This is a genomic window from Tropicimonas sp. TH_r6, assembly GCF_033101155.1.
Taxonomy (GTDB): domain Bacteria; phylum Pseudomonadota; class Alphaproteobacteria; order Rhodobacterales; family Rhodobacteraceae; genus Tropicimonas.
Genome location: NZ_JAWMPX010000026.1, coordinates 47,741 through 72,447, shown reverse-complemented (window position 1 = coordinate 72,447; position 24,707 = coordinate 47,741). Strand labels below are relative to the sequence as shown.

Genomic DNA, 24,707 nt, shown 5'->3' with positions numbered 1-24,707 from the left:
GCCGAACGCGCAAGGCAATTCTTTTGGAAGGGACACATGAAACGGAGCTATCTCGACTGGAATGCCACGGCGCCGCTGCGCCCGGAGGCAAAGGCGGCGATGGTCGAGGCGATGGAGCTTGTCGGCAACCCGTCTTCCGTTCATGCCGAGGGGCGGGCTGCGAAGGGGCTGATTGAGCGGGCGCGCGGGCAGGTGGCCGAGGCCGTCGGAGCGCAAGCCGCGGATATTGTTTTCACATCCGGGGCCACCGAGGCGGCGGCATTGGCGCTGGCCGGGCGCGGCCTCGTGGGCGCGGGCATTGAACATGACGCGGTACGGGAATGGGTCGCGGAAAGCCTGCCGGTCGATGCGGACGGACGGGTCATTGTTGCAGATCCCGCCGGTTCCACGCTCCAACTCGCCAATTCGGAGACCGGCGTGATTCAGGACCTGCCCGAAGGGCTGGCCGTCTCCGACATGACCCAGGCTTTCGGCAAGATCCCTGTCGCTTTCGACTGGTCGGGCTGTGACATGGCGCTGATCTCGGCACACAAGCTGGGCGGGCCGAAGGGAATCGGGGCGCTGGTGCTCCGGCGCGGGCTTGACGTCGCGTCCCGTATCCGGGGCGGTGGACAGGAGATGGGGCGGCGCTCAGGCACCGAAAACCTCATCGGGATCGCCGGATTCGGCGCAGCAGCGGCCGCGGCGCAGCGCGACCTTGATGACGGCGTCTGGGAGCGGGTGGAGAAACTTAGAACAATTCTAGAAAAAGCACTGGTATCTTCCGCAAAAGAGATTATTTTTGTCGGGAACTCGGCGCGGCGACTCCCCAACACGATCTGCGCGGTCGTTCCGGGCTGGCGTGGTGAGACGCAGGTGATGCAGATGGACCTTGCAGGCTTTGCCGTTTCGGCAGGATCGGCCTGTTCTTCGGGCAAGGTCAAGGCGAGCCGGGTCTTGCGTGCGATGGGATTTGACGAGGCGTCGGCGGGATGCGCGATCCGCATCTCGATCGGGCCCGAGACAACAGAAGAGGACGTGCTGCGCTTTGCCGATAGGTGGGGCGCGCAGCACTCCAGGATGAAAGCGAAGGCGGGCTGAGCCGCCCGGGCGGCCCCCCGCCCGAAACAGGAAATGGATCTGCGATGACGGGTGTCGAGGAAGAGCTGGAAGTCCGGGAAGGTGTCGATCGAGAGACTGTCGAGACCGTCCACAATATGGGCGCCTACAAATACGGCTGGGAAACCGAGATCGAGGAAGAGCGCGCGCCGAAGGGGCTGAACGAGGATATCGTTCGGCTGATCTCGGAGCGCAACGAGGAGCCCGAGTGGATGCTCGACTGGCGTCTCGAGGCTTTCCGCCGCTGGAAGCAGATGGAGATGCCGGATTGGGCGATGCTCAAGATCCCCGGGATCGACTACCAGGACCAGTATTACTACGCCCGCCCGGCTTCGATGAAGGAAAAGCCGAAATCGCTCGACGAGGTCGATCCGAAGCTGCTGGAGACCTATGCCAAGCTCGGTATCCCGCTCAAGGAGCAGGCGATTCTTGCCGGTGTCGAGGGCGTGGGCGAGACCCCGCAAGAGGGCCGCAAGGTGGCCGTGGACGCTGTGTTCGATTCCGTTTCCGTCGGCACGACCTTCAAGAAGGAGCTGGCCGAGGCCGGCGTCATCTTCTGCTCGATTTCTGAAGCGATCATCGAACATCCCGAGCTGGTGAAGAAGTATCTGGCCTCCGTGGTGCCGACGACGGACAATTTCTTTGCCACGCTGAACTCGGCGGTCTTCTCGGACGGCTCCTTTGTTTACGTGCCCGAGGGTGTTCGCTGCCCGATGGAGCTCTCGACCTATTTCCGCATCAACGCGGAGAATACCGGCCAGTTCGAGCGCACGCTGATCATCGCCGAGAAGGGCTCCTACGTGTCCTATCTCGAAGGTTGCACGGCGCCACAGCGCGACGTGGCACAGCTCCATGCCGCCGTGGTCGAGATCGTCATCATGGACGACGCGGAGGTGAAGTATTCCACCGTTCAGAACTGGTTCCCGGGCGACGAGAACGGCAAGGGCGGGATCTACAATTTCGTCACCAAGCGCGCCGACTGCCGGGGCGACCGCTCCAAGGTCATGTGGACGCAGGTCGAGACCGGCTCGGCGATCACCTGGAAATACCCGTCCTGCATCCTGCGCGGCGAGGAAAGCCAGGGCGAGTTCTACTCCATCGCCATCACCAACAACCATCAGCAGGCCGATACCGGCACCAAGATGGTCCATCTGGGCAAGAACACCAAATCGCGGATCGTCTCGAAGGGGATCTCGGCCGGCAAGTCGCAGAACGTCTATCGCGGGCTGGTTTCCATGCACCCCAAGGCCAAGGAATCGCGCAATTACACGCAATGTGACAGCCTTCTGATCGGAAGTGACTGTGGTGCGCACACGGTTCCCTATATCGAGGTGAAGAACAACTCCAGCCGGGCCGAACACGAGGCGACCACCTCCAAGGTCGATGACGATCAGCTCTTCTATTGCCGCCAGCGCGGCATGGACGAGGAAGAGGCGGTGGCGCTGGTGGTGAACGGCTTCTGTCGGGACGTGCTGCAGGCACTGCCGATGGAATTCGCGCTGGAGGCGCAGCAACTTGTGGCGATCTCGCTGGAAGGCTCGGTGGGCTGAGGCGGACGCCTTGACCCTCGGCCCTGACTCTCGGGAGATGATCCATGTTCCAGACCTTTCTCTTGCCGGCACTCCTGACGGGGGTTTTCTGCGCCCTCTTCGCAGTGGGCGTGGATTGGCTCCTGCCACCGTTGATGGGTTTGAATGTGGCGATTATCGCTGCGATTTCAGGGTTTTGCGGATCACTCTTCGCGCGATTTGTTTTGCGGGAGTATGAGAGGAAGAAATGAGCAGACCGGTTGTTCATCTCGAAGAGGCGCAAGGGTTCCCGATGGGGCCCGGCGACGGCTCGGACCGCTTCGGTGCGACGGTGGCGCCTCTCGGCACGGCTCTCGGGTTGACCGGGCTGGGCGCGATGCAGACGACGGTCGATGCGGGCAAGCGCGCCTTTCCCTTCCACAACCACCTGGGCAATGACGAGCTTTTCGTCATCCTGGAGGGCGAGGGGACCTATCGCTTCGGGACGGAAGAGATCCCGGTACGGGCGGGCTCTGTCTGTGGCGCGCCGAAGGGTGGGCCGGAGACGGCGCACCAGCTCATCAATACCGGCGCCGGACCGCTGCGCTACCTCGCGATCTCGACCATGCAGGACCCGGATATCTGCGAATATCCCGACAGCGGCAAATTCGCTGCTTTCGCGATTGCGCCGGGGGCGGGTTTCCAGGATGCGCATCTGCGCTTCGTTGGCCGCCTCGAAGACGGCCGCGGTTATTGGGAAGGGGAAGAGGCATGATCGTGACCACGACTCCGGCCATTCAGGGTCGCCAGATCACCGAGTATTGCGGCATCGTCGCCGGGGAAGCAATTCTTGGCGCAAATGTGTTCCGCGATGTCTTTGCCGGTATCACCGATATCATCGGCGGGCGCAGCTCCAGCTACGAGGCGAGCCTCGGCGAAGCGCGTGAAACCGCTCTCAAGGAGCTTGAGGAGCGCGCAGAGGCGGTTGGTGCGGATGCCGTGGTTGGCGTCGATCTCGATTACGAGGTGATCAACAACATGCTCATGGTCTCGGCCTCGGGCACCGCGGTGAGGCTCGCTTAAGTGCTAATTTCGTCGCAATATCGCCCGTTTCTTTCGGCAGTTTACCTTTGGGTTAAGAAGACCAGAGGGAAACTCCATGCCGGCAGACCAGGCATTCATGGATCGGCTCCATCGTATCGAAGCAGGCAAGGCCTGGGTGCCGGAAGGCGTCATCGTCGACAGGGGCAAGAAGCGCAAGCGTGTCGATATCAATGCCGGGCAGAAGCGGGTCACGCTGCTGTTGTCGATTGGGTTGATCTGGGGGCTGGTCTGGGTCTTCGCACAGGCGCAGCCAGAGCTTTACGGTCAGTTCATTGCCGGGGATTTCTCCGCCGTGACGGGCGTGATCGAGAGCATTCCGCTGGACCGTTTGCCGCTGCCGGAGAGCGTCACGGACGCCTGAGGATTTCGCGCGGAGGCGATCTTTCGGAACGCGCCGCTCGCGCGCGTGTTTTTCAAACAGAAGAAGAATTGGGGCTGTGCCCCGGAGCCGGTCGGCGCGCGGTTTTCGCGCATCGGCCCGGTTGTGTTGGAATGATGAAGGCCGACGCCCGAGGGCGCTCGGTCTTCTGTGCATGAGGTAAGAAAATGCTGGAAATCAAGAACCTGCACGTCGAACTTGAAGAAGAGGGCAAGCAGATCCTGAAAGGGGTCGACCTCAAGCTCGAGGCCGGAAAGGTGCATGCGATCATGGGGCCGAACGGCTCTGGCAAGTCGACTCTCTCCTACGTGCTTTCGGGGCGTGATGGCTACGAGGTCACCGAAGGCTCGGCCACGATGGATGGCGCGGACCTGCTGGAGATGGAGCCCGAGGAGCGGGCCGCAGCCGGTCTCTTCCTGGCCTTCCAATACCCGGTCGAAATCCCGGGCGTGGGCAACATGACCTTCCTGCGGACGGCGGTGAACGCGCAGCGCAAGCAGCGCGGCGAAGACGAGCTCTCCGCAGGCGATTTCCTCAAGCTGATCCGCGCCAAGGCGAAGACGCTGAAGATCGATGCCGACATGCTGAAGCGTCCGGTCAATGTCGGCTTCTCGGGCGGTGAGAAAAAGCGCAATGAGATCCTGCAGATGGCGATGCTGGAGCCGAAGATGTGCATCCTCGACGAGACCGATTCCGGGCTCGACGTGGACGCGATGAAACTGGTCTCCGAGGGTGTGAACGCGCTGCGCGATGCTGGCCGCTCCTTCCTCGTGATCACCCATTACCAGCGCCTGCTCGACCATATCAAACCGGACGTGGTCCACATCATGGCCGATGGCCGGATCATCAAGACCGGCGGGCCGGAGCTGGCGCTCGAGGTCGAGACGCAGGGCTATGGCCACCTGCTGGGCGAGGAGGCGTGAGCATGGCGCTGCCGCAACAGAAAAACGACGCGACGGCTGAACGGCTGGGCGCGATGAGCCGTCCCGATGGCGGGGCCTGGATCGGCCAGGCGCGGGATGCCGCGCTTGTGCGGGTCGAGACGATGGGCCTGCCGCATCGGCGCGACGAGTATTGGAAATACACCCGTCCCGAGACGCTGGTGGACGCAAAGGCGCCTCATGCCGGCGTCTACGAGCCGCATGAAACGCAGGTCTTCGGCGATATCGACCGGTTGAAGATCGTTTTTGTCGATGGCGTCTTCGATGCCGAGGCGTCGGATGAACTGTCGCTGGCTGGAGTCGAGATCGAGACGCTGCAAAGCGCTGGCGCGGCGGATATTCACTGGGCGCGCGATCTCTATGGTGTGCTGGAAACGCGCGGGCAGTCGCCTGTCGAGCGGCCGCTGGCAGCGCTGAACAGTGCGTTTGCGGGGCAGGGCGTGGTGATCCGGGTAACGGCCAATGCCGCGAAGCCGATCAACCTGACTTATCTGCAGCGTCAGGCCGATACGGACGTGATGTTCCATCATGTCATCAAGGTCGAGGACGGTGCGGACCTGACCTTGCTGGAAAACGGCCCGGCCGGGGCGCGGCTCAATTCGGTGATGGAGGTCGAGATCGCGGATGGTGGCGCTTTCCACCATGTGCGCACGCAAGGCCGGGCGCATGAGCGCCGGGCTGCGACCCATCTCTTCACCCGTTTGGGAAAAGAGAGCACCTTCAAGAGCTTCACGCTCACTGTTAACGGGGCGATGACACGCAACGAGGCGGTGATCGAGTTGACCGGCGACGATGCGGTGGCGCATGTCGCGGGCGCCGCACTTGGCGATGGAGCAACCGGTCCGTTCCACCATGATGACACCGTCTTCATCACCCATGACGCCGAGAATTGCGAAAGCCGGCAGGTCTTCAAGAAGGTGCTGCGCAACGGCGCCGTTGGCGTCTTCCAGGGCAAGATTCTGGTCACGCAGACCGCGCAGAAGACCGATGGCTACCAGATCAGCCAGTCGCTGCTGCTCGACGATGACAGCCAGTTCCTCGCCAAACCGGAACTGGAGATCTATGCCGATGACGTGGCCTGCTCGCATGGCTCCACCAGCGGCGCGATCGATGAGGAAGGGCTCTTCTACCTGCGCTCGCGCGGGGTGCCGAAATCGGAAGCGACCGACCTGATGGTCATCGCCTTCGTGGCCGAGGCGCTCGAAGAGATCGAGGATGAGGCGATCTCTGCCGACGTGCTCGCGCGCCTCGAAGGCTGGCTGGAGCGCCGGCGGGGCTGATGTCGGCCACCGGCGAGATCCTGCGAAGCTATCGGGCGCCGCGCAAAGTGATGCGGCGCCTGCTGGCGGCCCTTGAGGTGGATGACCGGCCGGAAGCCCGGCTGATGGTCTATCTTCTTGCGGGCTGTCTTATCATCTTCGCCGGCCAGGTGCCCGGTCTCGCGGCGATGCCGCTTGAGCAGTCCGACGCGCCGCCGCGTGAAGCGCTGCTCGGCATCACCTTCTTCGGCTGGCTCTTCGTCTGGCCGCTTATCTTCTATCTGCTGGCCGCCCTGTCCCATCTCGTCGCCCGGCTCCTCGGCGCGTCGGGCAGCTTTCGTGACGCCCGTGCCGCACTCTTCTGGACCGTGCTTGCGGTCTCGCCGCTGATGCTCTTGCGCGGCATGGTCGAGACGAGTTTCGGGGCCGGAAAGCAATTGATGGCGATCGATTTCGTGGTGGGCCTTGCGTTCTGCGCGCTATGGTCCATATCGCTTTTGGAGGCCGAACGGGCCCCGACGCGCTGAAGGCATCTGTGACATGACCCAATCCTTTCCCGGCATTCCCGCTCTCGTCTGGGAGACCCTTCGCACCCCGCGCGATGCTGCTGCTCGGATCCTCGCGCTGGACCTGCCGCGCCGCAACCTCTGGGAAGCTCTGGCCGCGGGCGTCTTGTTGACCGTGGTGATCGTGGTCGGGATGGTCCTTGCCACGCCGGTGGACCCGACCGACCCGGCTTCGGTTGCGATGCAGGAGATGTATTCGCAACCGATCCCCGTCGCCACCGGGCAGATGCTCAGCGCCGTGTCGACAGTCTATGCGATCGCCTTTCTCGGCCGGTTCCTGGGCGGGACGGGCACGCTCGACGGCGCTCTGGCGTTGGTTGCCTGGCACCAGCTCTTCCTGCTCTGCGTGGCGCTGCTCGGCATGGCGGTGGGGGTGATCTTTCCGCCCATCCTGTCGATTCTGCTTCTGGGGATGATCGGGCTCTATTTCTACGTACTGACCCAGTTTGTCTGCGTGCTGCACGGGTTCGAGAATGCCATCGTGGTCTTTATCGGTATCGTCATCGCCTTCGTGACGCTGCTCTTCGTTGCCGCTGCCGTGGTCGGCGTGGTCGCCGCGCTTTTCCTGGGAGTCTGACCCAATGTATGACGTTTCCGCTATCCGCCGCGACTTTCCGATCCTCGCCCGCGAGGTCAATGGCAAGCCGCTCGTCTATCTCGACAATGGCGCCTCTGCGCAGAAACCGCAGGCGGTGATCGATGCCGTCACGCGCGGCTATGCGGAGGAATATGCAAATGTCCACAGGGGCTTGCACTATCTCTCCAACCTCGCCACCGAGAAATACGAAGGCGTGCGCGGGATCGTGGCCCGTTTTCTCGGCGTCAAGGACGCGGACGAGATCGTCATGACATCCGGCTCCACCGAGGGGCTCAATCTCATCTCTTATGCCTGGGCGGCGCCGCGGTTGCAGGCGGGCGACGAGATCGTGCTCTCGGTGATGGAACATCACGCCAATATCGTGCCCTGGCATTTCCTGCGCGAACGGCTCGGTGTGGTGCTGAAATGGGTCGATGTGGACGTGGCCGGCGATCTCGATCCGCAGGCCGTGCTCGACGCCATCGGGCCGAAGACCAAGCTCGTCGCCGTGACCCATATGTCCAACGTGCTCGGCACGGTCGTGGATGTGAAGACCATCGTCGAGGGCGCGCATGCAAAAGGCGTCCCGGTGGTGGTGGACGGCTCGCAGGCCTGTGTGCACGCGCCGGTCGATCTCGACGATATCGGCGCCGATTTCTACACCATCACGGGGCACAAGCTCTACGGCCCCTCCGGTTCCGGCGCGATTCATATCCGCAAGGAACGCATGGCCGAGATGCGGCCCTTCCTCGGCGGCGGCGACATGATCCGTCATGTCCACAAGGACCAGATCGACTATGCCGATCCGCCGATGAAGTTCGAGGCCGGCACCCCGGCCATCGTTCAGCAGATCGGCATGGGCGTGGCGTTGGAGTATCTCATGGGGCTCGGCATGGAGAATGTCGCCGCCCATGAGCGGAGCTTGCGCGACTATGCCCGTTCCCGGCTGGACGGACTCAACTGGCTCAACGTGCAGGGAAATTCGGCGACCAAGGGCGCGATCTTCTCCTTCACGCTGGAAGGCGCGGCGCATCCGCATGACATCTCGACCGTGCTCGACAAGAAGGGCGTCGCGGTGCGCGCAGGCCATCATTGCGCCGGCCCGTTGATGGACCACCTTGGCCTGACCGCGACCTGCCGGGCGAGCTTCGGCCTCTACAACACGGTTGAGGAGGTCGATGCGCTGGTCGAGGCGCTGGAGCTTTGTCACGAGCTCTTTGCCTGACAGGGCAGGGGGCTGCGCCTCTAGAGAAACGGGATCAGCGCGCCATCCACAAAGAAGATCTGCCGCAGGACGACAACCGTGCCGATGAAAAGCAGCGGATAGCCCCAATGGGTTGTGTGCCAATCCATCGCCCGCGCCTTCTCCTCCATGCCTGCCATGGACAGACGCCGCAGCGCGACATTGTACACAACCGAGGCTACCGAGAGAATGAAGACCGACATCATCAGGGCGTCGATGAAGGTCACGTAGCCTAGGCGGGGGAGTTCGCCGGAGATGGTGAAATTGTAGGCAATGAAGGCGAGCAGGTTGCCGGTCGCAATGTCGATCCGGCGGCGGTATTCCTCCAGGAACAGGTTCGCCCAACCGATAATGATCAGCAGGGTAACCGGCACGAAGATACGGGCCCAGTAATAGAACAGGTGGCGATGGGCGGAGAACCCGAGTGAGAACCGCGAGGAGGTGAAGCCGGAGATGCCTTCGACCTCGTCCACCTCGGTCCAGTGGTCGGTGATCAGCCACTCCTCTTCGCCAAGTGTATCCCCCAATCCGCTGGCCTCGGCCAGGGGCTCGAATTTCAGGAAGTTGGTTGGGCCGTTGGCGACGATCCGAAAGTAGAAATTCTGGTGGTCGAAGGGGAATCGACGGAAGTCGAAATCCGGTGCCTGAAGCGTCAGGATGATCTCCTCGGTGAAAAGCGCCGTACCGTCGGGAAACCAGGTAACGACCGAAGATTTGACAAAGCTGCGGCTCTGCTGGTTCTCGATGGTCGCAACGGGAATATGCACGCCGTATTCCCGGCCTCTTTTCGCGAATTCGTCCGAGGAAAGGGTCTTGATCGATCGCCCGAGTTCCTCGGCATCGAAGGCAAGCGCCTCATCCTTCCATCTCATCCGAACCCGCGCGACAACGCCGAAATTCTCGGCTTTCTGGTCGACGCCGGTGATCTGGGTGATCTTGACACCGACTCCGACGCGCAGCGGTTCCTCGGGGGCGGCGTCGTCGACGAGTTCGGCAAGTCCTCCGCTGACCTGCTGCTGGGCAGAAACGGGATCGGTTACACCGACACCTATGAGCACAAACAGGGCGCAGGCAGCGCGAAGAATGGAAAGCACGGCAAGATCCGTCATTTTTCAAGCGTTTCAACAGAACAGGCGATCCCCGGATGGAATGCAAGCCCGCACTGCAAGGACACATCGAATTGTCGCGGACGTTGCCCATCGCGCTTTCAGGGCTTCGAACCGCTTGCAAACCTGCGCGCGAGTTGCTACGTCGGCGCTCACGGTCGCTTAGCTCAGCTGGATAGAGTGTCGCCCTCCGAAGGCGAAGGTCATAGGTTCGAATCCTATAGCGACCGCCATACCACATCTTTAGTAGGTTGTTTTAATACGGGAAAATTCGAAGAGTGGGACTCCGCTCCCCCGTTTTCCTCCCATTCGTTTCCGGAACGCTCTGGCATGCGGCTCCGATTTGTCGCGGTCTAATAGATCGGGTCCAACCGGGAAGTTACCCGGAAATCGTCGCACGAATAGCCTGCCACTCCTCCTCGATAGTCTCTGGATGCCGTGACTTGCCCGCTCGCCGATACCAATACTCGGCATTCCAATCGTCGCCTTCAATCCGATGTACAAGAGCGTGAATCCAGTCAAATGTCGGGTCGCCCTCATGCGATTGACAGATCTGATGCGCTGCCTCCATTTCGCTACCTGCCCGGAAGTCACCGAGCTTCAAGAAGTCGAGGGCTGTGATCGCCTCTGCATGCGGCATGGAAATCTCCTTTATTCAGCGCCTGATCGCTCTGCGTGACGGGGAACCGTTCTTAGAGCAGCCGAGGTGTATCAGTATTACACTGGGAGCCAGTGGTCAGGCGGCAAACACCAGGGAAACAGGTGGCTTGGATTGTTTCTTGATAGCAGGCTTATCCAAACCATGAGTATTACGTAAGGTTAGGTGCCGTTCAAAGACAATCCATTTGAGCCGGTCCCGATCATTTTATGGAAGACCTCGGGGCCGGCACCTTCTACGAAAAGCCTCTTCGATAAGAGGTGCCATCTCCTGCGATGAAATGCGCTTCACCCGGTGGGGGTCCGATGCATGACCAGGTTGAAAGCCTCGTCGGCAGCAGGCCGGACGAAATGGCTGGAGAACCGTCGAAACTGCTCTTCAGAGACCGCGAAAGGGTGCTCCCCGGTGGCGTTGCGGTGCGCGAGGCGGGCGAGGCAGATCTCATCGGGAGTGTCCAGAACGTGAAGCTGATGGGCCGCGTTGGTTTGCGCGAGGACGTCCCGCATCCAGGCGCGTTGTTCGACCGTGTTGGCGGGAAAATCCAGGATGACGGAGAGCCCGGCGTTGAGGAGCGATGAAACATGCGGTCCCATGACGGTTTTCAGCTGTGCGCTGCATCGCAGGTAATCCGCTCCGGTCTTCATCTGGTCGGCATACAATCCCTCTAACCAGGCATCCTCTGCAATCGAAACGGCGCCCTCGCAGGCAATCTGCGCCGCCAGCGTGGATTTTCCGGAGGCGATCTTGCCGCAGAACAAGTGCAACACGGGTGTCATTGCGGTCTCCCTGTCATGAAGGGCTCTCCATAGAAGCCCGCCGCGCCCGACCTGGGGTTGACCCGAACACACGCTTGAAGGCGCGGTTGAAGGCGGGTTCGGACTGGTAGCCGAGATCTGCGGCAATGGTCGCGATGGGCAGCGTCGTCTCCCTCAGGCGTCGCTGGGCGAGGTTCATGCGCCATTCCGCAAGGAATTGCATCGCGGGTGTGCCCACAAGACCAGTGAACCGCGCGGCAAAGGCCGAGCGCGACATGCCCGCAACCTGCGCGAGTGTCTCGACCGACCACCCAGCGGCGGGGTCGCGGTGGATGGCGACAATGGTCCGGCCGATCTGTGGATCACGGGCGGCCTTCAGCCAGCCCCGGTTTGCGTCGGGCGATCGGCCGAGCCAGCGCCGGATTGCTTCGATCACCACCACATCCGCAAGGCGGGTGATGACGGTCTCACCGCCGGGACGCAGTTCGCGCGCCTCGCGTGCGATGAACTGCAATGTGCCCTGCAGCCAGCTTCCGGCGTCCTCTTCCCACGGGTCGATCTTCAGCACATCCGGAAGCAGCGCCATCAACATCGGGCTCGACGCGTGGTCGAGCCGGACAAGACCGTACATTATGCTGCACTCTGTCCCGCCACCGCCATACTCGACCGTCTCGTAAAGGTCGGTCACCTTTCGGATCGGCAGCTCTTCCAACTGCATGAGGCGCGCGTCCGGATCGCTGTAGAGGTCGATCGGCGCGCCATGTGTCATCAGCACCAGGTCTCCCTTCTGGATCTCGAAGGGCGTATCCTCGCCCACCCGCAGCCAGGCCCGCCCGCCAGTGACCACGGCGAAGCTCATCACATCGGGAAAACCGGGAATTGCGATGCCCCACGGAGCGCTGAGCCGTGACTGGCAATAGAAAGTGCCGGTCAGCTTGAGCAGGTGCAGGATCTCGCCCAGCGGATCGCCGATGGGCTGTGCGAGACGCGCGGGGTCGGGAACATGTGGCTCTGTCATAGGGTGATTTTGGACGTCCTTGTGCCCGTCGTCCAGAAGCTGTGGACGATCAGGCAATATTTCAGGACGTACGGGGATGGTTCATCCTGCCGGATCGAACAATCCTGGGTCATCGAAAGAAAACTGGTTCAAGGAAAACGATCATGACAGCCAAACCCATCCTCGTTCTCGGCGCCACCGGCAAGACCGGTGCCCGTATTGCGGCCCGGCTCGACGCAATGGGCCTTCCCGTGCGCCGTGGTTCCCGCAACGCCACGATCCCCTTTGACTGGAGCGCACCTGAAGGTTGGGGCGCGGTTCTCGACGGCGTTTCCGCCGTCTACATTTCCTACTTCCCGGACATCGCCGTGCCGGGCGCTGTGGAAACGGTCGAGGCCTTTGTCGCACAGGCCCGTGCGGCGGGCGTCGGCAAACTGGTCCTGCTCACCGGACGCGGCGAACACCACGCGCAGCGGGCCGAGATGGTCATCCGGCAAGCCGGTCTGCCCTTCACGATTGTCCGCGCCGCGTGGTTTGCGCAGAATTTCTCGGAAGGCGCATTGCTCGCGCCGGTGATGAAAGGCGCGTTGCCTATGCCCGGCGGCAACGTCCAGGAACCCATCGTGGACGTGGACGACATCGCTGACGTTGCGGTGGCCGCCCTGACTGAAGAGGGCCACGATGGCCGACTCTATGAGGTGACCGGCCCGGATCTCATGACCTTCGCCGAGATGGCCGAGGCACTTTCCGCCGCCACCGGACGGCAGATCGCGCATGTGCCGATCTCTTTTGAGGCGTTCCACGCGGCATTGTTCGCATCGCACGGAGATATGATCGCCGACGTGTTCACCGCCATTGCGCGCGAAACGCTGGATGGACGGAACGCGCAGCTTTCGGACGGTGTCCAACGTGCCCTCGGGCGCCCGCCGCGCGCTTTCACCAGCTATGCAAAGGCCGCCGCGCAGGCCGGGGTCTGGGCCGACGCGGCCTGATTTTCCAACCAAGGATCAAAAGGACATCTCATGGTCACGACGCTTTTCCAGAAACTGACCCTCGGTGCGGCTGGTCTTATGGCCCTCGGCATTGGTCTCGCAATCACAGTCATTCCCCATGATTTCTATGCGGGGTACGGGATTTCTCTCGGCACCGATCCGACCCTTCTGAGTGAGTTGCGCGCCCCGGGAGCAAACCTCGCGGCCCTCGGCGCAGTGGTCTTCGCCGGCGCGGTGCATCCTGGAATGGCACGCCTCTCCGCGGCGTTAGGCGCTATGCTTTTTCTGGCATTCGCGTTCGGGCGCGTCGTTGGCCTATGTCTTGACGGATGGCCCGGAGAGAGCATCCTGGCCGCTCTCGCGATCGAGATCGTCATCGGTTTGCTCTGTCTGCTCGCCTTGCAGGTGCAGGGGCACAGGCCTGTCCTCCTTGCAAAGACACCAACCTGACAGATCTGCAGGTCGTAAGGCAGGGCAGGGGCGGGGCCAGGGGATTCGGCCTCGCCTGCAACGCTCGGCTAAGCCACCAAACTCGTTCGAGCTTTCAGGACAGTGATGATTTCGGAAGGCGTCGCACGTTCTCGGCGAAGAAAAAAAAGGGCCAGACAAGCGAACGGTGATCGGGATGCATTGGGGGAAGTGCCGCTGCGAGACGATCTCTGCCATGTTCCATGGTTCGAAGCCCTGACCGCAGAATTGTTCCCGCTCTGGATACAGTCACGCCAGTTCGAGTGTATTGGATGTGTTGAGGCTTGGAAAAAGGGCATTTTTTAGGAAAAACATAGCCTTTTTGTTATGTGTACCGACCAGAACCGCGTAGGCATACTCCGGTCACCCGGATTTTTTCGTCCAAGCAATGCATGACAAACAAGAGGTATTGGTGTTCATGTTCTCAGGTATACGTTTCGCGGCGTTCGCGACAGCCACAGTTCTCAGCATTTCGCTGGCTGATCAGGCTTCTTCCAGTCCCTTCATCCCCGAGTCGCCTTTGCCGACGGGCGAATTCACGCTCGAGAAGCAGGGCAGCAGCTATTTCACTGGTGTTGGAAGTTCCTCGGTTCGGATCATTGGCAATAACGTGAAAGGCGGAGCGCTCAATGTTGCTGCCGGCGGCTTTGCCGTTAAGACCACGGACGGCGGATCAACGAACAGCTTTATCGCCTGGTGCCTGGATACCTTCCAGTATCTTGATCTGGGTGTGAAATACGAGGTGACCGATACGCCTTTCGCCGGTGCGCACGATCCCAAGATCAACGCCGCTCAACAGACCCTGATCACAAAACTGTTTGACACGGCGTTTGACACGCTGGTGAGCAAGCTCCGCGATAACGTCGCGTCCGCGGCCTTCCAACTCGCTCTTTGGGAAATCGTGAACGAGACCGGAGACACGCTGGACGTCATGTCCGGGGCGTTTCACGCCACGGTCGTGGGCGGCAATGTCCTGACAGACGCGAACAGCCTTCTCGACGGGCTCGCGGCCAGCGCTGATCGCAAGTACAACTTGGTCTTTCTGGAAGCCAAGGGAAAAGGTCAGGATCTGTTGACGGTCGTCCCGATCCCTGTGCCTGCGTCCTCTCTTCTCTTGCTGGGCGCTCTGGGTGGGCTCGGCACGCTTGCAAGCCGCCGTCGTCGGCGTCACGCCTGATCTAATCTCGGAATCTGGAGCGTGGGGGGAGCCGAGGTCCCCCTGCCTCTGGATGTAGCGATCAGGGGCGTGAGGTTTTTGCGCCCTCCACTGTCGCAGTCTCGTCAGAATCGTTGAAGAACTCTGGTGTCGATATCGTTCATGTGTCGTTCGGGGGCGGTTGCCCTGAAACGTTCGGCGAAAACCTTGTACACCGCCTCTCAGCTTTTGCACGATCTTCCAGCTTTGACATGATGTCGAATGTGAAAGCCGGTCCGTTCCTTTCTGAGAGGTCCGCTAATCGCGCAGACTGTGTTTTCGAGTGCTGGCAGACCTGTTCTCTTTCCGCACCCCATCGTTCTTGCGAACCGAGATACAGATTTCGGCGTCTCTGCCAGTGGTGGGCAGCATAGACCTGCGGGTGTCCCAGGCAACAATCATATTCCGTGAGGGCCGGTCAGGGGAAACGAGGAGAGTTGCTACCAAACCGATCAAAGCTTCACTGCGTTCGTCTTTCTTGCCTTGGACAGCAGTCTCATTCGCTGAGGGTCGATTAGCCTTAATCCAGCACACCCGGGATCCTACCGGCGTCAGCCGGTAGGTCCCAACCGTGACTTAGGCTGCGAACTCCGCATCGCTTACAGGGAGCGTGGGGCGGTCTTCCAGCGCAGTGGTGTTGTCGGTTCTGAACGTGCTCAGAGAGGCGCTCAGGTTGCGCGCGTCGGCCTGCAGAACGCTGCTTGCGGCGGTCACTTCCTCGGAAACAGAGGCATTGGCTTGTGTGCTGGAATCCAGGGTCGTGACCGCTGTGTTGATTTCGGCAATGCCGGTCGATTGCTGGTCCATCGATTCCGTGACGCTTCCCATCTGATCGCTGACCCGGTTTACCGCTGTGACGATCTTGTCCAGCGTGGACTGGGTCTTGCCAACACTTGTGGACCCGATTTCGACTTTTTCGCGGGCGATCGAGATCACTTGCGTGATCTCCGCGACGGCTTCCGTTGACCTCTGCGCGAGAGACCGGACCTCCGAGGCGACGACGGCAAAGCCGCGTCCTGCTTCGCCTGCCCGAGCAGATTCGACCCCGGCATTCAGCGCCAGAAGATTGATCTGGAAAGCGATGTCTTCGATTATACCGGCGATGGAATCCATGCGTTTGGATGCATCGGTGATTTCCGAGAGCGCGTTGACTGCATCCCGGCTGATTTCGGCGCCCTGACGGGCGGCGGCAGCGGCGGAATCGGCTTCGTTATTCGCTTGAGCAATGGTGTCAGCGACCTGCTTGACGCCAGCAGACATCTGTTCGAGGGCCGCAGAGGTTTCTTCAAGCGATGCGGCGTTCTGTTCCGTTCGGCGCGACATGTCCTGTGCCGCCGCCTGCAACTCCGCTGATTTGCTGTCGACGCTGGCCCCGCGCTCGGCCAACTCGCCGATAAGGTCGCTCATCGTCTCGATTGTACGGTTCACATCTGATTGCAACTGCGCGAAGGCACCACGGAACGTGCCCGACATCCGACCGGTCAGGTCGCCGGTGGACATGTGTTGAAGGATGCGCGCCGTTTCGGAAACGCCTGCCTCGACATTTTCGAGCATGATATTGATCGATTGTGCCATCTGACGGAACCCCTCATTCGAGGTCGTCAGGGCGATGCGGGGGGAAAAATCTCCCTCGGCTGCCTTTTCGATGACGGCATCGACAGTTTCGCGGAACCGTTCGAGTTCCTCGAACTGGCGCCGTTCTTCCTCGGCGCGTTGCTTGGCCTCCTCGGCCGCCTTGCGGTCGCGTTCCGCCTGTTCAGCCTGAAGGTGGCGCTCGCGCTTGTCCGCCTCTTCCTTTTCCTGTTCGAGTTGCCGTGCTTCGTATGCGTTGTCCCGGAAGACAACAAGAGCGCGCGCCATCTCTCCGAGTTCGTTCTGTTTGTCCTGTCCGGTCACCTCGATCTCAAGGTTGCCCTGGGCCAGTTCGCTCATGGTTTGAACGGAATCGTTGATCTTGCGCGACAAGGCCCGCCCGATACGCCAGGACAGAAAGATTGCGATCAGAACGGAAATGATTCCAAGGATTTCGACGGCAAGGGAGGCTGTATTGATAACAGTGCCTCCTTCCGGACCCAGTGTATTCTGGCGACCGATCACGTCCTGCTGGAAGCCGGAAAGCAGCCCCTCGATATGCGGACCAAGAGTGTCCATCTCCACATAGGCGATGTTGCGCTGTTCGATCGCCAGTCTGACCCGATCCGCCGCGGCGCGATATCGGAAGATCTCCATCAAGGCCTCACCCGCGAGCGTTTTTGTGTCCGGATCGCTCAGGGTCTCCAGCATCTCGTCTTTTGCGGCCATTGCGGCGTCGATATGACCGAGGGCTTCCTCGAAGGCCGCGATGTCATTTCTCAGCAGGAACCGTTCGAGATAGAACTGCCCGAGTAGAAAGCTTTGCTGGACCAAGGATGCCGCATACACGGTTGCCCCGCTGTCGGACCTGCTTGACGCGGCCAGCACGTCCGAGAGCTTCTTGCGCGCCGAGGGACCGATTTCGGAAATGTCCTTGACCAGAGCGTTGCGGCGATCCTGCAGAAAAGCGGCGGTTTCGAAATTCGACCGGTAGTTCTCAAGATCCTCAGCGATCTTGCCGAACAACTCCACCAACACAGGTTGTTCCGCGTAGCTCACCTGGTTTTCTTCGCTGTGTTCGAGCAACTCCGCCGTAATCTCGAAGATTTGCGCCTCGATCTCCTTGGATCCGGTATCGCGATACTGGAAAACCAGGCGTCGTACATGTGCGAGGTCGTTGCCAATATCGGTTGCGGACAGGCTTTGGTGCGCAGCCGCGCGGTATTCGGTGAAGATTCCACCAATCTGGTTCGTCAGAACCACCGCGATCACGGCAATGGCCAGCAAGAGAAGACCGACGCTTCCCATGGCCATGTTGATCTGCTTGCGGATGCTCCAGTGGCTCCAGTCGAGACGATGTTTGGACGACGGCATTGGCGTTTCCGTTCCTTCAGGGTCTTGTTGATTGCGTCATACAGACCATCAAAACCCTAACGTTCCGGTAATCCGGGGCCGATCCTTGGCGAAAGTTCTGCTGACCTTTTGGTCAGGGGAGCTGATCGAGCAGGTCCTGGAGTTCGCCCGCTTCCGGATTCGCTCCGATGGCAGCCTGCAGCACTTCGCGTGCGGCCTCGGGGCGGCCGGCGGCGGCTTCGAGGCGTGCGAGCATCGACCAGGCCTGGGTCATCTGCGGATCGATCCGAACGGCCTCGCGGAAGGAGGCAAGGGCTCCGTCCAGGTTGCGCGTGGTCAGGGCGATGCCGCCGAGGACGAGCTGTGTTTCGGGGAAATCCGTCGTTACAGCAAGGGTTTGCTGCCATTCGACCATGGCGGAAGAGAGCGCGTTGCGATGCGGCTCGGACAAGCTCTCGACGGGCGCGGCGAGCATTTCCCGCGCGGCGGCATTGCGCACGACCCGGCGGCTGTCGGTCAATAGCGGCAGCAGTCGCTGGACCATGGTTGAGGGTTCTGTCTGGCGCTGCAGCGGGGCGGCATTCGCGCGTACCAGCGGATCGGGGTCGGCGAGGAGCGGTGCCAACCGGTCAGCGTGCGCGGGCTCTGCCAGCGGCGCGAGCATCTCCAAAGCGGTGGCACGGATAATGCCGGGTTGGTTGGAGAGCGCAATCTCGACCAGTTCGTCGCGCGCGGCGGGGTCGCCTGTGCCGATGGCCGCGAAGGCGGTGGCGAAATGCGCGCCGCGATAGGCGGACTCAGGGAATCGTTTCTCCAGCTCCGCCTGGGCCCAGAACGGGCCCTCGGCGGCGTGGCAATCGGTGCAGGCATTGGGCGCGCCGGTGGCCACTGTGAGGTCGGGGCGGGGGACGCGGAAGGAGTGGTCGTGCCGGCCATCCACGCCCATATAGACGCGCTCGATCATGTGGCAGGAGACGCATTGGGCGCCCTCGCTGCCGTCTTCGTGGAAATGGTGCTCGGGGCTGTCATACTCGGCAAGGCGGAGCGTCGGGAAATCCGGATTGCCGGCAGGGGAATGGCAACTCAGGCAGATGCCGTTGCCTTCGTTGTAATGGGTGGCGCTGTGGACATCGTGGCAATCCGAGCAGGTCACGCCCTTTTCATACATTTTCGATTGCAGGAAGGAGCCGTAGACATAAACCTCGTCGAGGATCTGGCCGTCGGGGTGGTAGAGCGCCGGGCGCAGGGTCGAGAGGCGATAGGCGTCGTGGAACGCGGTGCCGGGCAGGGGGGAGCCGCCCTCCAGCGGGCCGCGCCGGGCGTGGCAGGCGGCGCATTGCTGGATCTCGGTCTCCACATCGCCGTCGGCGAAATCGATGGTCAGTCCGGTTTCGCTCAATCCTTGCGGCGGCCAATCCGCGCCGGCTCTCTCTTCCTCGGCCCAGTCGATATGGGTCGAGCCGGGGCCGTGGCAGGCCTCGCAGCCGACACCGATCTCGGAATAGGTCGAGTTGTAGCGTTGTTCGGCGGGATCAAAATTGCGCTGATAGTCGGTGGCGTGGCACTCGGCGCAGCGATTGTTCCAGGTCTTGTAAGGGCCGGACCAGTGGAAGGCGTCGGAGGCCGGCAGGTGCTGCTCGGCATACATGTGGAACCACTCGTCCTGCTCGGTATCCCACGGGATGTCGAATGTCTGGAAGCGGCCGGGCTCGGTCTCGACGAAATACTGCTGTAGCGGCTCGATGCCGATCACGCCGGCAACTGGCCAGCGTGTCATGGCGCCGTCCGGCCCGTCGCTCTCGATAAAGAGCGTCTCACCTTCGCGGGTGAAGCGCGAGGTGATCCCGCGATGGCTGAAAGCGGTGTCGTCGAAATCCGCCAGCACGCCTTCGCTGGTCTCGGTCCAGGCGAGGTCGTGATGCGAGCCGGTCCAGTCCTCCCACTCCCCCTCGTGACACTCCACGCAAGCCTCGCTGCCAACATAGTCGGGCCGGTCAGGCGCGTCTTCGGCCCGGCCCGGCGCGCCGGCCAGCAGCGTCGCGAGCAAGGCGCTCGCCGGAAGGGCAAAGCCGAGGCGGCCTGTGGCCGTGAGGGCGAGGCGCGCCATTGCGAAACCGGCCATGGAGAATCTCCTGTTGCTTGCGGTCAAGCTAGCCTTGCCGACGCGGAAGTTGCCAGCGCGGAATGCGGAGGAGCGGCAGTTTCGTCCGGGCAGGCCGATCCGGTGTCGGGGATCAGCCGCTGGCAATCTCGAAGAGGCGTGCGCGGTCCAGCAGCCGCAACCGGCCATACCCGACCTCGATCGCCCCGCTCTCCGAGAGGTGCCGCAGGCAGCGCTGCACCGTGGGCAACGAGACGGCCGTGTGCTCGGCCAACTCCTCCTGCGCCAGCTCAATCCAGCCGTCCGTGTGGCTGGCGCCCTCGGCAATGTGCAGCAATCTCAGAGCGATACGGCAATTCGAACGGGTAACTGACAGATTCGCCAGCAGGCGTAGGGCGGTCTGCATGTTCTGGTGGGTCAGCGCGTAGAAATCGCGCATGATCTCCGGCCGGGACAGCACCAGCTTGCGAAGATGTGCGCGCGGCAGGAAGAGCGCGGTCACAGGGCCTCGGGCCACAACGCCGACCAGCCGGACCTGTTCGGAGAACAGTGCGAGATCCCCGATCCAGAAACCGGATTCGGCGCGATGCGTGGCGATCACCTCGCCATTCTCGCCCGGGATCAGGATCTGGACCACGCCGGAGACAAGCCCGTACAGGCCATTGGGCGGATCTCCCAGCCCGTAAAGCGTCTCGCCCGCGGCGAACTCGAGCAGCCGGCCACCGTCGATCAGGGCGGCCCGAAGATCGGCGCGTCTTTCGGCCAGCCAGCCCCGGGCTTCGAGGACAGCGCGCGCGTGGTCCAAAGCGTTACGTGAAGGGAGATGGTTCAGAGAAGCTGTCATTTGATGGGATGGTCCAATGCGGGTCGTACTAGAAATGTCGAGCGATCGAACCATAGTATCGCAATACGGACGTGTCGATGTTGCAAGCTCGGCAGGTTCGCTTCATGGTTGTGTTGTTCGGGCGGTTTCCTAAGGGGCGCCCGTGCGCGGTTCATAAAAAGTTCGAGGTGGATCACCTGAATCCATCCTTACAGGGAGATAAAAATGCGTTTTGAGATATCGATGCGGGCCCTTGCCGGCGCATCCCTTCTGGGATTGGCGCTGAGTGGGGTCGGGGCCTGGGCGCAGGACGCCGAGAAGCCCAATATCCTGATCATCTGGGGTGACGATGTCGGTCGGTCCAACATTTCCGCCTACACGATGGGAATGATGGGCTACCGCACGCCGAATATCGACCGGATCGCCGATGAAGGCATGATCTTCACCGATTATTATGGCGAGCAGAGCTGCACGGCAGGCCGCTCCTCCTATATCATGGGCCAGTCGGTGTTCCGCACCGGCCTCAGCAAGGTCGGCCTTCCGGGCGCTGAGCTGGGCATGCGGGAAGAAGACCCGACCATTGCCGGCCTGCTCAAGGCCGAAGGCTACATGACCGGCCAGTTCGGCAAGAACCACCTTGGCGACAAGGACGAGCACCTGCCGACCAATCACGGCTTCGACGAGTTCTTCGGCAATCTCTATCACCTCAATGCCGAGGAAGAGCCGGAGAACGAGGATTATCCGGGCGACATGGTGATGGCCGATGGCTCCACCTTCCGCGACAAGTTCGGTCCGCGCGGCGTGATCAAGTCCTCCGCTGATGGCGCGATCGAGGATACCGGCCCGCTGACGAAGAAGCGCATGGAGACGGTCGACGAGGAGAGCCTCGCCGGTGCGATCGACTTCATGAAGCGCGCGAACGAGCAGGGCAAGCCCTTCTATGTCTGGTGGAACGGCACTCGTATGCACTTCCGGACCCATGTGAAGGACGACATGCGCGCGCAGGCAAACGAGATCGCCGGTGGCCCGGTGGACGAGTACACCGCCGGCATGATCGAGCATGACCTGCATGTGGGCGAGCTGCTCGCCGTGCTGGACGAGCTCGGCATCGCCGACAACACCATCGTGCATTACTCGACCGATAACGGCCCGCATTACAACACCTGGCCGGACGCCGCCTCGACCCCGTTCTTCGGAGAAAAGAACACCAATTACGAAGGTGGCTGGCGCGTTCCGTCGATGGTCCGTTGGCCCGGCAAGATCGCTGAAGGCTCTGTCTCGAACGAGATCATGCACCACATGGACTGGCTGCCGACGCTTCTGGCCGCGGCTGGCAATCCTGACATCAAGGAAGAACTCAAGGCGGGCGGCGTTCAGGCCATCGGTCGCGAGTACAAGGTGCATCTGGACGGCTACAACTTCCTGCCGGTTCTGACTGGGGAGACCGAAGATGGCCCGCGTCACGAGATCTTCTACTTCTCGGATGATGGTGACCTGACGGCGCTGCGCTATGATGACTGGAAGTTCATCTTCATGGAGCAGAAGGAATACAAGACCCTTCGCGCCTGGATCGAGCCTTTCACGCCGCTGCGTCTTCCGCTGATCTTCAACCTGCGCCGCGATCCCTATGAGCGTGCCTATCAGACCTCCAACACCTACTATGACTGGCTGCTGGACCGCGCCTATTTCCTGGTGCCTGCCCAGAGCTATGTTGCGAGCTTCCTCGCCACCTTCGAGGAATTCCCGCCGCGCCAGAAGGCTGCGTCCTTCTCGCTTGATCAGGTGATGGAGAAGATGAGCGCGCCGGTCGGCGACTGATACGTCCTTACAAGGAACCGGAGGGGGCGCCCGTCGAGGGTGCCCCTTCATTCCCGCCCGCTCCGAGCATTTCGCGTGCTCCGCGCGGGCAATCCGATTTCCCAAGACAGAGAATAGATGATGAAACCCCTTTTCGCCGCTCTCACCGTCGCGCTTGCCGGCTCGTCCGTCTGGGCCGACCCGCTGCCGTCCTGGAACGCGGGAGAGACCAAATCTGCCATCATCGCCTTCGTCGACAGCGTGACCGACTCCGCTTCCGAAGCCTACGTCACCCCGGCGGACCGGATCGCCGTCTTCGACAATGACGGCACGCTCTGGGCCGAACAGCCGGCCTATTTCCAACTCTACTTCGCCATCGACATGGTCAGGAAGATGGACCCGGCCGCGCTGACCTCTGATGCGTTGAAAGCTGCGGCCGCCGGCGATGTCGAAGCGCTTCTGGCCACCGGCAAGGAAGGCCTGCTCGAAGTGCTCGCCGCGGCGCATAGCGGCATGAGTGTGTCCGACTTCCAGGCCTCCGTTTCGGACTGGATGGAGGAGGCGCGTCATCCCACGACCGGCAAGCCGTATGATGCGATGATCTATCAGCCGATGCTGGAGCTGCTGGTCTACCTGCGCGACGAAGGCTTCGACACCTATATCGTGTCCGGCGGCGGGATCGACTTCATCCGCGTGCTTGCCCCCGATGCGTATGGGATCGACGAAGCGCAGGTCGTGGGCTCCTCGCTGGTGACAGACTATGTCGTGGGCGAGGCGGGGCCGGTGCTGATGAAGCAGCCGGACCTTTTCTTCAACGATGACAAGGCTGGCAAGCCGGTTGCCATCAACCACCATATCGGCAAGCGCCCGATCTTTGCGGGGGGCAACTCGGACGGCGATTTCGAGATGCTGGAATGGACCACCTCCGGCGAGACGCCGGGCTTTGGCCTCTATGTCCATCACACGGACGGGGAGCGCGAATGGGCCTATGACCGCGAGGGGCATATCGGCGTTCTGAATCGCGGGTTGGACGAGGGTTCCGAAAGAGGGTGGCATTTTGCGGACATGGCACAGGATTGGGCGGTGATCTTTCCGTCGACGGAGTAAATGATAGCGTCACGGTTGAAACAGCGCCCATGGAACGGAATCAAGCTGACGACGCCGTGCCAATGCCGACCCGCGCCCCGTATCGGCGATGGCACGGCTTTCGGAGCGCTGTTTGGAGAGGAATGCAATGACCGCACTTGAACAGATCATCGCGCTTCAGGAGCGCATGGGCGAAAGTATCATCGGCCAGCGCGAGGTGATCGAACGGTTGGTGATCGGCCTGCTGGCCAATGGCAACCTGCTGATTGAGGGGCTGCCGGGGCTGGCCAAGACCCGCGCCGTCAAGGCGATGTCGAAGAATCTGGAGGCGGATTTCTCCCGCATCCAGTTCACCCCGGACCTGCTGCCCTCCGATGTCACCGGCACCGAGGTCTATCACCAGGGCGCCGAGGGGGCCCAGTTCCGCTTCGAAGCAGGCCCGATCTTCGCCAATATCGTGCTTGCCGACGAGATCAATCGCGCCCCGGCCAAGGTGCAGGCCGCGCTTCTGGAAGCGATGGAGGAGCGGCAGGTCACGGTCGCTGGCACCACGCACAAGATGCCGCCGCTCTTCATCGTCATGGCGACGCAGAACCCGATCGAGCAGGAGGGCACCTATCCGCTGCCCGAGGCGCAGATGGACCGCTTCCTGATGCATGTGCAGGTGCTCTACCCGCCGGTCGAGGACGAGGTCGATGTGATCCGGCTGGTGCGCGGCGAGGAGCAGGGGGCGCAATCCGGCGGCACATCCGACAAGCCCCCGGTTATTCCGCAACAGGCCGTCTTTGACGCCCGGGCCGAGATATCTGCGATCCATGTCGCCGAGGCGATGGACCGCTACATGGCCGATCTGGTGCAAGCCACCCGCACGCCGGACGCTTTCTCCGAGGATCTGGCGCGCTGGATCGAGATCGGCGCCTCCCCGCGCGGCAGCCTCGCGCTGGACAAGTGCTCGCGCGCCCATGCCTGGCTCAAGGGGCGCGATTATGTTGATCCGGCGGATGTCCGCGCCATAGCGCATGATGCCTTCCGCCACCGCATCTCGCTCTCTTTCGAGGCGCAGGGCGAGGGAATCTCGACGGACCGGGTGATCGACGAAGTTATTTCCCTCGTGGCTCTGCCCTGAGGC

24 protein-coding genes and 1 tRNA gene are annotated in these 24,707 nt (G+C 61.9%); 18 read left to right on the top strand and 7 right to left on the bottom strand.

Annotation, left to right across the window (positions count from 1 at the left end):
- Positions 1-36: 36 nt before the first annotated feature.
- From R3X27_RS20115 to R3X27_RS20065, 11 genes are all read left to right on the top strand, one after another.
- Entirely contained in the window at positions 37-1,080 is a 1,044-nt protein-coding gene (locus tag R3X27_RS20115) for a cysteine desulfurase family protein (RefSeq protein ID WP_317710682.1), read from the top strand.
- Positions 1,081-1,124: 44 nt separating this feature from the next.
- Positions 1,125-2,648 (top strand): Fe-S cluster assembly protein SufB, encoded by a 1,524-nt coding sequence (sufB, locus tag R3X27_RS20110; RefSeq protein WP_317710681.1) that lies wholly within the window; start codon positions 1,125-1,127, stop codon positions 2,646-2,648.
- Positions 2,649-2,692: 44 nt separating this feature from the next.
- Positions 2,693-2,878, top strand: coding sequence for a hypothetical protein (locus R3X27_RS20105; RefSeq protein WP_317710680.1), 186 nt, complete (start codon positions 2,693-2,695; stop codon positions 2,876-2,878).
- Positions 2,875-3,381: a cupin domain-containing protein gene (locus R3X27_RS20100; protein ID WP_317710679.1), complete on the top strand. Its 507-nt coding sequence runs from the start codon at positions 2,875-2,877 to the stop codon at positions 3,379-3,381. The genes R3X27_RS20105 and R3X27_RS20100 overlap by 4 nt, the downstream gene beginning before the upstream one ends.
- Positions 3,378-3,689 carry a heavy metal-binding domain-containing protein gene (locus tag R3X27_RS20095; RefSeq protein ID WP_317710678.1) on the top strand — a complete coding sequence of 104 codons (312 nt, stop codon included), beginning with the start codon at positions 3,378-3,380 and terminating at the stop codon, positions 3,687-3,689. The genes R3X27_RS20100 and R3X27_RS20095 overlap by 4 nt, the downstream gene beginning before the upstream one ends.
- Positions 3,690-3,765: 76 nt before the next feature.
- Positions 3,766-4,071, top strand: a complete 306-nt coding sequence (locus R3X27_RS20090; RefSeq protein ID WP_317710677.1) for a hypothetical protein — start codon at positions 3,766-3,768, stop codon at positions 4,069-4,071.
- A gap of 185 nt (positions 4,072-4,256) precedes the next feature.
- On the top strand, positions 4,257-5,012 hold the full coding sequence (gene sufC, locus R3X27_RS20085; protein WP_317710676.1) for a Fe-S cluster assembly ATPase SufC: 756 nt from the start codon (positions 4,257-4,259) through the stop codon (positions 5,010-5,012).
- A 2-nt stretch (positions 5,013-5,014) separates the two neighbouring features.
- A complete protein-coding gene (locus tag R3X27_RS20080; protein ID WP_317710675.1) occupies positions 5,015-6,310 on the top strand; it encodes a SufD family Fe-S cluster assembly protein in 1,296 nt (431 codons plus the stop codon).
- Positions 6,310-6,816, top strand: a complete 507-nt coding sequence (locus tag R3X27_RS20075) for a YIP1 family protein (RefSeq protein WP_317710674.1) — start codon at positions 6,310-6,312, stop codon at positions 6,814-6,816. Before R3X27_RS20080 ends, R3X27_RS20075 begins: the two co-directional genes overlap by 1 nt.
- A 13-nt stretch (positions 6,817-6,829) precedes the next feature.
- The gene (locus tag R3X27_RS20070) at positions 6,830-7,432 is read left to right on the top strand and encodes a YIP1 family protein (RefSeq protein ID WP_317710673.1); all 603 of its coding nucleotides are present in this window, start codon (positions 6,830-6,832) and stop codon (positions 7,430-7,432) included.
- A 4-nt stretch (positions 7,433-7,436) separates the two neighbouring features.
- Positions 7,437-8,657 carry a cysteine desulfurase gene (locus R3X27_RS20065; RefSeq protein WP_317710672.1) on the top strand — a complete coding sequence of 407 codons (1,221 nt, stop codon included), beginning with the start codon at positions 7,437-7,439 and terminating at the stop codon, positions 8,655-8,657.
- Between the two features lie 20 nt (positions 8,658-8,677).
- Here R3X27_RS20065 and R3X27_RS20060 read toward each other — a convergent pair whose 3' ends face one another.
- Positions 8,678-9,769: a hypothetical protein gene (locus R3X27_RS20060; RefSeq protein ID WP_317710671.1), complete on the bottom strand. Its 1,092-nt coding sequence runs from the start codon at positions 9,767-9,769 to the stop codon at positions 8,678-8,680.
- Between the two features lie 168 nt (positions 9,770-9,937).
- On the opposite strand from R3X27_RS20060, the gene R3X27_RS20055 reads away from it, so the two are divergent.
- Positions 9,938-10,014 (top strand) — tRNA-Arg (locus R3X27_RS20055).
- Between the two features lie 146 nt (positions 10,015-10,160).
- Here R3X27_RS20055 and R3X27_RS20050 read toward each other — a convergent pair.
- The 3 genes from R3X27_RS20050 to R3X27_RS20040 form a co-directional block, all read right to left on the bottom strand.
- Positions 10,161-10,421, bottom strand: coding sequence for a hypothetical protein (locus R3X27_RS20050; RefSeq protein ID WP_317710670.1), 261 nt, complete (start codon positions 10,419-10,421; stop codon positions 10,161-10,163).
- Between the two features lie 305 nt (positions 10,422-10,726).
- Positions 10,727-11,215: an ATP-binding protein gene (locus R3X27_RS20045; RefSeq protein WP_317710669.1), complete on the bottom strand. Its 489-nt coding sequence runs from the start codon at positions 11,213-11,215 to the stop codon at positions 10,727-10,729.
- Positions 11,216-11,228: 13 nt separating this feature from the next.
- Complete coding sequence (locus tag R3X27_RS20040) at positions 11,229-12,212, bottom strand: AraC family transcriptional regulator (protein ID WP_317710668.1); 984 nt, start codon at positions 12,210-12,212, stop codon at positions 11,229-11,231.
- Positions 12,213-12,355: 143 nt separating this feature from the next.
- On the opposite strand from R3X27_RS20040, the gene R3X27_RS20035 reads away from it, so the two are divergent.
- The 3 genes from R3X27_RS20035 (at position 12,356) to R3X27_RS20025 (ending at position 14,828) form a co-directional block, all read left to right on the top strand.
- A complete protein-coding gene (locus tag R3X27_RS20035) occupies positions 12,356-13,183 on the top strand; it encodes an NmrA family NAD(P)-binding protein (protein WP_317710667.1) in 828 nt (275 codons plus the stop codon).
- Positions 13,184-13,213: 30 nt separating this feature from the next.
- Positions 13,214-13,633, top strand: coding sequence for a DUF4345 domain-containing protein (locus tag R3X27_RS20030; RefSeq protein ID WP_317710666.1), 420 nt, complete (start codon positions 13,214-13,216; stop codon positions 13,631-13,633).
- A 406-nt stretch (positions 13,634-14,039) separates the two neighbouring features.
- Entirely contained in the window at positions 14,040-14,828 is a 789-nt protein-coding gene (locus R3X27_RS20025; protein WP_317710665.1) for a VPLPA-CTERM sorting domain-containing protein, read from the top strand.
- A gap of 594 nt (positions 14,829-15,422) precedes the next feature.
- Here R3X27_RS20025 and R3X27_RS20020 read toward each other — a convergent pair.
- The 3 genes from R3X27_RS20020 to R3X27_RS20010 form a co-directional block, all read right to left on the bottom strand.
- Entirely contained in the window at positions 15,423-17,792 is a 2,370-nt protein-coding gene (locus tag R3X27_RS20020; RefSeq protein WP_317710664.1) for a methyl-accepting chemotaxis protein, read from the bottom strand.
- 112 nt (positions 17,793-17,904) lie between these two features.
- Complete coding sequence (locus R3X27_RS20015; RefSeq protein WP_317710663.1) at positions 17,905-19,893, bottom strand: tetratricopeptide repeat protein; 1,989 nt, start codon at positions 19,891-19,893, stop codon at positions 17,905-17,907.
- 112 nt (positions 19,894-20,005) lie between these two features.
- Entirely contained in the window at positions 20,006-20,716 is a 711-nt protein-coding gene (locus R3X27_RS20010) for a Crp/Fnr family transcriptional regulator (protein ID WP_317710662.1), read from the bottom strand.
- A gap of 204 nt (positions 20,717-20,920) precedes the next feature.
- Here R3X27_RS20010 and R3X27_RS20005 point away from each other — a divergent pair, with 204 nt between their 5' ends.
- The 3 genes from R3X27_RS20005 to R3X27_RS19995 all read left to right on the top strand — a co-directional run bounded on the left by R3X27_RS20005 (position 20,921) and on the right by R3X27_RS19995 (position 24,704).
- Entirely contained in the window at positions 20,921-22,513 is a 1,593-nt protein-coding gene (locus R3X27_RS20005; RefSeq protein ID WP_317710661.1) for an arylsulfatase, read from the top strand.
- Positions 22,514-22,633: 120 nt separating this feature from the next.
- Positions 22,634-23,599, top strand: coding sequence for an HAD family hydrolase (locus R3X27_RS20000; protein WP_317710683.1), 966 nt, complete (start codon positions 22,634-22,636; stop codon positions 23,597-23,599).
- Between the two features lie 127 nt (positions 23,600-23,726).
- A complete protein-coding gene (locus tag R3X27_RS19995) occupies positions 23,727-24,704 on the top strand; it encodes a MoxR family ATPase (protein WP_317710660.1) in 978 nt (325 codons plus the stop codon).
- Positions 24,705-24,707 lie beyond the last annotated feature (3 nt).